Origin of the sequence: Protofrankia sp. Cas3, assembly GCF_963555955.1 — a bacterium.
Lineage (GTDB): Bacteria > Actinomycetota > Actinomycetes > Frankiales > Frankiaceae > Protofrankia.
On the sequence record NZ_CAUVXP010000197.1, the window covers coordinates 1 to 8,950 of the forward strand.

The 8,950-nt window shown below is 66.6% G+C and carries 6 protein-coding genes and 1 pseudogene; 4 read left to right on the top strand and 3 right to left on the bottom strand.

Features of this window, described 5'->3' with window-relative positions:
• From U9983_RS24505 to U9983_RS24520, 4 genes and pseudogenes are all read left to right on the top strand, one after another.
• A pseudogene (locus tag U9983_RS24505) lies at positions 1–344 on the top strand (Na+/H+ antiporter); the annotation flags it as partial.
• An 81-nt stretch (positions 345–425) separates the two neighbouring features.
• Positions 426–2,102 (top strand): FAD-dependent oxidoreductase, encoded by a 1,677-nt coding sequence (locus U9983_RS24510; protein ID WP_322756281.1) that lies wholly within the window; start codon positions 426–428, stop codon positions 2,100–2,102.
• The gene (locus U9983_RS24515) at positions 2,099–3,592 is read left to right on the top strand and encodes an ATP-binding protein (RefSeq protein WP_322756276.1); all 1,494 of its coding nucleotides are present in this window, start codon (positions 2,099–2,101) and stop codon (positions 3,590–3,592) included. The genes U9983_RS24510 and U9983_RS24515 overlap by 4 nt, the downstream gene beginning before the upstream one ends.
• A gap of 31 nt (positions 3,593–3,623) precedes the next feature.
• On the top strand, positions 3,624–3,977 hold the full coding sequence (locus U9983_RS24520; RefSeq protein ID WP_322756277.1) for a UBP-type zinc finger domain-containing protein: 354 nt from the start codon (positions 3,624–3,626) through the stop codon (positions 3,975–3,977).
• Between the two features lie 158 nt (positions 3,978–4,135).
• Here the strand turns inward: U9983_RS24520 and U9983_RS24525 are convergent, their stop codons facing one another.
• The 3 genes from U9983_RS24525 to U9983_RS24535 form a co-directional block, all read right to left on the bottom strand.
• Positions 4,136–5,653: an ATP-binding protein gene (locus U9983_RS24525; RefSeq protein ID WP_322756278.1), complete on the bottom strand. Its 1,518-nt coding sequence runs from the start codon at positions 5,651–5,653 to the stop codon at positions 4,136–4,138.
• Positions 5,654–6,202: 549 nt separating this feature from the next.
• A complete protein-coding gene (locus U9983_RS24530; RefSeq protein ID WP_322756279.1) occupies positions 6,203–6,679 on the bottom strand; it encodes a hypothetical protein in 477 nt (158 codons plus the stop codon).
• A 314-nt stretch (positions 6,680–6,993) separates the two neighbouring features.
• The coding region (locus U9983_RS24535) for an RHS repeat-associated core domain-containing protein (RefSeq protein WP_322756280.1) at positions 6,994–8,950 on the bottom strand (1,957 nt) is incomplete at its 5' end.

Here is an 8,950-nt window from a genome sequence, read left to right on the forward strand (position 1 = left end):
AACCCGAGCACACCGCCCGGGAGGAAACCCGTGCCCGCGACCGGCTCATCCACGCCGGACTCACCCACCTCGACGACCTCACCGGGCTGGATACCGTCCCGGAGGCGGCCATCGACCGCGTGCGCCGCAACCTCCACGCACGCCTGGAGCAACCCACCGAGCACAACGACGACCAGCCGGGCAGGACCCTCCTCCAGGTATACCGCGAGCTGCGCCGCGAGGTGATCGCCGTGCAGAGCGCCGAGCTACGCCGCCTGTATGACGCCCACCAGGTCAGCGATACGACACGTCGACGCCTGCAACGCGACCTGGACCTGGAGGAGACCGGTCTGGGCGGTCGCTGAGGTTCCGGTAACCCCGACAGAGGATTGTCGTTGCCGCGGCGACCTGCCAGGGAGGGGCCGCACGTGCTTGACTGGTTAACCATGACGGCGCCCCGTTCGGCCGTGCGTGCGGTACTGATCACCGTCGACGATGACCAGAGCGTCTCCCGTGCGGTCAGCCGCGACCTGCGACGGCGCTACGGTGAGAACCACCGGATCATCCGAGCCGAGTCGGGCGAGCAGGCGCTGGACGCCATGCGTGAGCTGAAGCTGCGCGGCGACCAGGTCGCGGTGATTCTGGCCGACTACCGCATGCCGCGGATGAACGGCATCGAGTTCCTCGAACAGGCGATGGACCTGTTCCCCACGGCCCGGCGGGTGCTGCTGACCGCGTACGCCGACACCGATGCCGCGATCGACGCCATCAACGTCGTCGATCTGGACCACTACCTGCTCAAGCCGTGGGATCCGCCGGAGGAGAAGCTCTACCCGGTCGTGGACGCCCTGCTCGACGCCTGGCGCACCACGGACCATCGGCCCGTGCCGGAGACCAAGGTCGTCGGCCACCGCTGGTCGGCACGGTCGCACGAGGTCCGCGATTTCCTCGCCCGCAACCAGGTGCCCTACCGGTGGTACCTCGCCGACGAGCCGGAAGGCGAGCGGCTGCTGGCCGCGGCCGGAGCGGACGGCGTCACCCTCCCGGTTGTGATCACCGAAAGCGGCGAGGCACTGGTGGAGCCCACCGATTCCGAACTCGCCAACCGGGTCGGGCTCAGCACCGCGCCGGCCGCCGACTTCTACGACGTGATCGTCATCGGCGGGGGTCCGGCGGGCCTGGGCGCGGCCGTGTACGGCGCATCCGAAGGGCTGCGGACCGTGCTGGTCGAGCGGACCGCAACCGGTGGCCAGGCCGGACAGAGCTCACGGATCGAGAACTATCTCGGCTTCCCCGACGGAGTCTCCGGGGCGCAGCTCACCGACCGTGCCCGCCGACAGGCAACCAAATTCGGCGCCGAGGTACTCACCGCCCGTGATGTCATCGGCCTGGAGGCCAACGGCTCGGCGCGGACGGTGCACTTCGCCGACAGTGGACAGATCGACGCCCACACGGTCATCCTGGCGACCGGCGTGTCCTACCGGCAGCTGGCGGCTCCCGGGCTGGAGACGCTGACCGGCCGCGGCGTGTTCTACGGCTCCGCGCTGACCGAGGCGTCCGGCTGCGCCGGGCAGGAGGTCTACATCGTCGGCGGGGCGAACTCCGCCGGGCAGGCGGCGGTGTACTTCGCCCGGCACGCCCGCTCGGTGGTCATGCTCGTCCGCGGCCCGTCGCTGGAAGCGTCCATGTCCCACTACCTCATCGAGCAGATCGCCGGCATCCCGGCGATCTCGGTACGGCCCTGCACCGAGGTCGTCGCAGGCCATGGCACGCAACACCTGGAGCAGCTGACGCTCCGTGACAATGCGACCGGTGCGACGGAGACGGTCGATGCGCAGTGGCTGTTCGTCTTCATCGGGGCGGCGCCGCGCACCGACTGGTTGGACGGCGTGATCGTCCGCGACGGCCGCGGATTCGTGATAGCCGGCCCTGACCTCGTGGTCGACGGACAACGACCCCGCGGATGGCCCCTGGACCGGGATCCGTACCACCTGGAGACCAGCGTTCCGGGTGTCTTCGTGGCCGGCGACGCGCGGGCCGAGTCGGTGAAGCGAGTCGCGTCCGCGGTCGGTGAGGGTGCTATGGCCATCACCCTGGTCCACCGATATCTGGACAAACGATGACCGACCCGGCGCAGAGCACCACCGCACCTCCGGCCACCTCAGCCACCTCGGCCACCTCGGCCACCTCGACGGCGTGCAGCCCGGACGAGCTCCGCACGCTGTTCCTGTTCGAGAAACTCACCGAGGACCAGTTGGCCTGGCTGTGCGCGCAAGGACGCGCCGAGTCCATCGGACCAGGACAGGTCTTCACCGAAGGCGAGCCTGCCACCTGCTTCTACGTGCTCATCGAGGGCGCGCTGGTGATGTCACGGCGGATCGGTGCCGACGACGTGGAAATCAACCGCACATCCCAGCGCGGCGTGTACGCGGGCGCCTTTCAGGCCTACCTGGGCGACCGTGTGCCGCAGGTCTACAGCGCCTCGTTGCGGGTCAGCGAGCCGTCGCGTTTCTTCGTGCTCCCGGCGGATGCGCTGGCGCGGCTGATGCACGAATGGTTCCCGATGGCCGTGCACATGCTGGAGGGGTTGTTCCTCGGCATGCGGACCACCCAGCAGGCGGTCGGTCAGCGGGAACGGCTGCTGGCGTTGGGCTCCCTGTCCGCCGGGCTCACCCATGAGCTGAACAATCCGGCCGCCGCCGCGGTACGGGCCACGTCGGCGTTGCGGGAGCGGGTCGCCGGGATGCGGCACAAACTCGGCCTGATCGCCTCGGGACCCTACGACCGGGCCGCCCTGGAAACCCTGATCCGGCTGCAGGAGGAGGCGGTGGAGCGGGTCGCGAAGGCGCCCGTTCTGACTCCGCTGGAGGTCGGCGACAGGGAGGATGCGGTCACCGACTGGCTCGACGAACACGGCATCGCCGGCGGGTGGGATCTCGCCCCGACCTTCGTCCAGGCCGGTCTCGACCTGCCCTGGCTGGACCAGGTCGCGGCCAGCGTCCCCGGCGCGATACTCGAAGGTGCCGTCCGGTGGCTCAACTACACGGTCGAAACCGAGCTACTCGTGAACGAGATCGAGGACTCCACGACTCGGATCTCGACCCTGGTGACCGCCGCCAAGCAGTACTCCCAGCTGGACCGCGCGCCCTACCAGCGGGTCGACGTCCACGAGCTGCTGGACAGCACCCTGGTCATGCTCGCCGGCACGATCGGCGAGCGCATCACCGTTGTCAGGGACTACGACCGGACGCTACCGAAGATCCCCGCCTATGCCGCCGAACTCAACCAGGTCTGGACAAATCTGATCGACAACGCGGTCGCCGCCATGGACGGCGCCGGCACGTTGACCGTGCGCACGACATCCAGCCAGGACCACCTGGTGATCGAGATCGCGGACACCGGGGCGGGCGTGGCACCGGAGATCCGTGACCGGATCTTCGAACCGTTCTTCACCACCAAACCGGTGGGCGAGGGCACCGGTCTGGGCCTGGACATCTCCTGGCGCATCGTGGTCACCAAACACCACGGCGACCTGTCAGTGGAGTCAGTGCCCGGTGACACCCGCTTCCGGGTGCGGCTGCCTGCCCAGCCAGCCGATGAAGCGACCGTATGACCGAGCGAGCCGCAAGAGCGAGGTGAGCCGCATGACTGAGGTGACCACGATCGATCCGTCCGCGACACCGAGCGGAACGGGATGCGCCGAATGCACCGCCGGCAACGGCCCCGGATGGTGGTTCCATCTGCGTCGCTGCGCCCGATGCGGCCACATCGGCTGCTGCGACTCCTCCCCCTCCCAGCACGCGAGCGCGCACGCGGCCACAACCGGCCATCCGCTGATCCGCAGCTTCGAGCCAGGCGAGACCTGGTTCTGGGACTACCAGACCGAACAGTTCTACGACGGGCCGCCGCTGGCGCCGCCCGAGCATCACCCACTGGGCCAACCGACGCCCGGCCCGGCCGGGCGGGTGCCCGCCGACTGGCAGGACCACCTGCGCTGAGAACGGATATCGTCCGTCAACAAGATCGGCGCGAGTTTGTCGTCAGGTACGCCTATCCGGCCGAAAACCGTACCTGACGACAAACAAACGCCGATCATCGCCTCCGAGGAAGGGTCTCGCTCCGAGAGCCCGATTCAGAAATCGATCATCTGGACCAGTCAAGCACGCCAGGCCGCGATCAGATCATCCGGGCCCACCGTCCGGATCGGCAGGTCGGCGGCGACACCGTTCCGACTGACTGCGAGCAACTCGGTGGCCGAACCGGCCCCCGGTACCGCCGCCGTATCCCGCACCAGTGCGGAATGGTCATGTTGGTCAAACGGCTTCGCGATCTGCCATTTGATACTGCCGGTGAACAATATCCGGGTGGCGGCGCCCTGGCGGTCGGCACCGACCAGGTCGATCTCGGGATTGTTCTGCCGGTTCCACCACCCGCCGACAGCTTCCACCTCGGACCATCCGAGTTCCGGTGCGATACGCAGCAGCGCCTCCCGGATCACCGGCTCGACGGCACGGCCGCGCCAGGTGGTCCAGGAGCGTCGAACTCTGCGTAGCAGCAGGTCAGCGCGTCCACGTTCGACCAGAGGCAGCCCCGCTTCGACGAACGCCAGAAAGAAACGCAGGTACGGGTCGGCCACCCGATAACGACGGTCCTTCTCGGCGGGTTTGACCGACAACGGAGTATCGACAGCGATCACCCGTTTGGCTTCGAGCAGACGTAGGGCGTTGGTCAGTGAGCTGGCAGCCATCGGCTCGACCCCGGCGGACATTGCCGCGCGAACACCGCTCCACGTACGTTCGCCGTTACCGATCGCGGTAAGCACGGCCCGGGCCTGGAGATAACCGGGGAACTCGGCGGCGAGCGAGCGTTCACCCGAAACCAGCAGCGCGGCGGTCGGATCGGCCAGCGATTCGCCGAGAAAGTTCTCGACGGACTCCCCTGGGCGCCATTCCTGACAGATCAACGGCAACCCACCGGTGACAAGATACGCGTCGATCGCCTCAGCCGCCGGCAGATCGAGCATGGAACCGACCTCGGCGGGGTTCAGCGCGGGCAACACCATCACCGTCCCGCGCTGGTGGAACGGACGCCGGTAGTCGTCCAGACGTTCCATCATGGCCAGATCCGAACCGATGAGCACGAAGAGCACCGGCTTGCGTGCGAGCATCGTGTCCCACGCCGTCTGCAACGTCCCTTCCAGGGCAGGGTCGGCGTCGATCAGCCAGGGCAACTCGTCGATGACCACGATGCTCGGGGAGTCGGCGGGCAGCGCCGCAGCGAGCTGGCGGAACACCGCCGTCCAGGTCGGCAGCACCGTATCGTCGGCAAACAGGTCCCGGCCCGGAAGCTCCGATTCGCCCACGGCTGCGGCGAAGGCAACCCGTTCTGCCGCCGGATCAGCGCCCTGGCTCGCCTGAAAGAACACCGACGGGACGCCGGCTCGCTCGCAGAACACCTGAACCAGCCGTGACTTGCCGACCCGGCGCCGCCCCCGCAGCAGCACCGCCACCCCGGGAAGGTCACGCCGGGCGTCCCCCACCCGCGCCAGCAAAGCGTCCAACCGGGCAAGCTCCGCTGCCCGACCGACGAACCCGCTCGCAGCCACCCGACACTCCTCCCGCTCGAACTCCAGTCGACTGTAGTTCAACCCGATGGAGTTACCGTCGCTCCTCATCGACCAACCCTGCACGGAGTGGCAATCCCCACTTACGTTCCGCACATCGTTTCAGATGTCGATCATCTAGGCCGGCACGGCACGCACCTCGCCTATCTGTGCGGCGCGCAGCCGGCAGATCGGGTCACGACCGGTGAGCCGATCAGCCGAGACGGTGCGGACCTGTGCAGACATGCCCCACTGGGAACAGAATTGATACTCTGCATTTCAACGATCTCCATTGGCCGCAGCAAATATTACATGATCTCGACACTAACCAAAACAAGACAGTAGAAAAATCGACGCCGAGAAGCGGATAGCCGAACGGCGGCGTCGCCGTACCGGACTACATGACGACTATCGACCCTTCGCCGACAGCCGATGGCGCGCATCAGCGGGTACCGCCCGCCGACAAGATCGACGCGAGTTTGTCGTCAGGTACGCATATCCGGCCAAAAACCGTACCTAACAACAAGCAAACGCCGATCACCATCTCCAAAGGCAGGGGGTCTAAATAGTCGACCTCTTTCGCTTGGAGAGGAAGCAGCCGATACCCGAACCTAGCCATGATCAATCTTCGGTGAACTTATAGGATTCCTCTCCGATTCTGTCCACTTCCTCGTCGCCGATGGCAGCTTCGAGCGCATCGCCGACCACTCGCCTCAGGTGAGCCAAGCGACGGCCCATGTCATGCTCGACCACGTATCCGAAGAGCAGCGCAGGGTCCCGGCCCCCGCCCTCAATCCGGGATCCTATACGGTCCAGTGCGACAACGAATTCGTTCAGGTCACGGAACGCATCGATAGCGTCATCGATACCGATCATCACAGTATCCAGTTTGTGTTCACTCACTAGCGCACCACCCTGATGTTGGTGACCGCGATACGGACGCCGGTAGTCGTCCAGACGTTCCATCATGGCCAGATCCGAACCGATGAGCACCAGCAGAACCGGCTTGCGCGCGAGCAGCGTGTCCCATGCCGTCTGCAACGTCCCTTCCAGCGTCGGGTCGGCGTCGATCAACCAGGGCAACTCGTCGATGACCACTATGCTCGGAGAATCGGCGGGCAGCGCCGCGTCGTGGGTCGACCACGATGAGGTCGGTAGAGCCCATTATTCATACACCAACGCAGCCGAGAAGATCATAGCAATCAGTTCCCAAGACGGCGCGTCCGGCACATCTTCGCCCCGATTTGAAAAGAAACCGTCTAGTGCCTGTATCCAGTACCCTGCAGCCTCAATGAATTCCAACGAAGACGAGTTCTCTACCGGCATGCGACCATCACGAACCCGATCGGCGAGGCCGATCAAGTATTGGACAAGGTCCGCCCGTGACGTTACAGCCTGGGCATCTTCCGGCCTCATCGACGCCACACCTCTCCAGTTCCTCGAATCAGAATAGAATCTCCACCAGTTTTATTCGTGAATTTCCAGGCCTCATTTGCCTCTTCTGCAGATGTCGCCATCAGGTAGGGCACTTCTAGCATGCCAGATTTCTGAAAGGTTACAAGCCTTCGATTATCAAGAGTATACAGATTTCCGTCTCGCTCCACGAGTCGGATCGGCGGGAAGTCTTTTGGATCGATGTCTCCAGACTGGATTCTGGCAGCAGTCTCCTCGATTGAATTCCCGTTCTTGAACGTCGCCCCCACGGAATCTTGAGAGAAGCGGACTGCGCTCGGATCAATAGTCCTATTAGAACCAACAGGGTACGGGGCGAGGCCGAAAGGGTCGAGCCAACCCAAGGGGTTGGGGACGTAGGTGTGGGAGTTGGGGGCGGGAGCGAGGCCGAGGGGGTCGGTGGATTCGTAACGGGCGGTCTCGGGGTCGTAGTAACGGTGGACGTTGTAGTGGGCGCCGGTTTCGGGATCGTGATACTGGCCGGGGAAGCGCAGCGGGCAGTCGACGTCGTCCTCGCCGGTGGGCGGTGGGCCGGCGCCCCACAGCGTGGTCCGGGCCCGCCAGGCGAGCTCGCCGTCGGGGTCGACGAGTTCAGTGGGCGTGCCGACCAGATCGGAGACGATGGCATAAAACCGGGCGTCGAACCACTCCTGGTCGAGATCATCTGGGCCTTCGTCGACGTCCCGGCCGGCATCGCCATAGGCGGATCCCGCATCGTTTCCATGAAGGGACCCGGAGCGGACGGACCGGCGGCGTTCGGACTGGGTGAGCGGACGGAAACCGCCCGGCTCCCAGTCCCAGGTGGTGACCCGCGGTGCCGGATCCTCCCCGGAGACGTGCTGCTGCTCGGCGAGCAGCATGCCGTCCCAGGCGAACACGACCCGTTCGACCACTCCACGATCATCGCCGGTGCCCTCGCCGGCGAGGCGCTGCTTGGCGATCCGCCGACCGAACGGGTCGTACCGGTAACGCCAGCGCCGGCCGTCCGGCGTGGTCACACCGGTCAGCCGATCGTCGGCATCCCAGCTGTAGCGCCAGGTCCGCGGCTTGCCCGACAGTCGCTTCTGCTGGCGCAGCGTCACCCGGCCCTGGCCGTCATGCTCGTAGCGGACGCGGCCGGCACGGCGGATCAGCGTGCCCGCGTACTCCCGACCGCCCTGCGCCGCATGGTCCCCCCCGTCCCGGCCGTTCGGCTGGGCGGGTGGGGACGGGGCGGGCACCGGCCAGGACGCGTCGGTGATGTTGCCCGCCGCGTCGTAGACGTACCGCTCGGACCAATCCGCCCCGTGGACCGCGGTGACCCGCCGCACCGGGTCAAGGTCGAATCGGCGCAGGCCGGCGAGCATGTCATCGATCTCGGTGACATACCCATCCCGGCTGTAGGAGTAGTCCCGACGCTGCAGCACCTGCGCCTGCCGGACGGTCCCCGACCCACCCGTGGTCACCGTCTGCGCGGTCACGGTCTGCGACAGCAGCTGGTGGTTGGCATCCCACGCCTGCGCCAGCACCACCCCGGTATCGAGGCTGCGCTCGATTTCCCGGCCGGCGTCGTCGTGGGCGAAGCGCAGGGTTCGACCGGCGGTGTGCAGCGACAGCGGCAGATCGTTCGGGTCATACTCCCAGACGCTCTCCGCCCCGGACGGCGTCACCCGCCGCACCCGCCGGCCCAGCCCGTCGAACGTCGAGGACACCGTCCGACCGTTGCAGGTCTCGGCCAGCACCCGGCCGAGAGGATCCCGCTCGAACACACAGTCCGCATCGGAGTTGGTAGCGCGCACGACCCGGCCGACGGCGTCGTAGGCAAACGTGCTCACCGCATCGTCGCCCCGTTTCTCGGTCACGTTCCCGAGCAGGTCGCGGGTGAACCGCAAGGTCTGCCCCGCACCGTTGGTCGACGCGACGAGCTGCCCGGCGCCA

Excerpts from the sequence above, each read along its gene's own strand:
- U9983_RS24510 (WP_322756281.1), top strand. The coding sequence starts at position 426 with ATGACGGCGCCCCGTTCGGCCGTGCGTGCGGTACTGATCACCGTCGAC.
- U9983_RS24515 (WP_322756276.1), top strand. The coding sequence starts at position 2,099 with ATGACCGACCCGGCGCAGAGCACCACCGCACCTCCGGCCACCTCAGCC.
- U9983_RS24520 (WP_322756277.1), top strand. The coding sequence starts at position 3,624 with ATGACTGAGGTGACCACGATCGATCCGTCCGCGACACCGAGCGGAACG.
- U9983_RS24525 (WP_322756278.1), bottom strand. The coding sequence starts at position 5,653 with ATGAGGAGCGACGGTAACTCCATCGGGTTGAACTACAGTCGACTGGAG.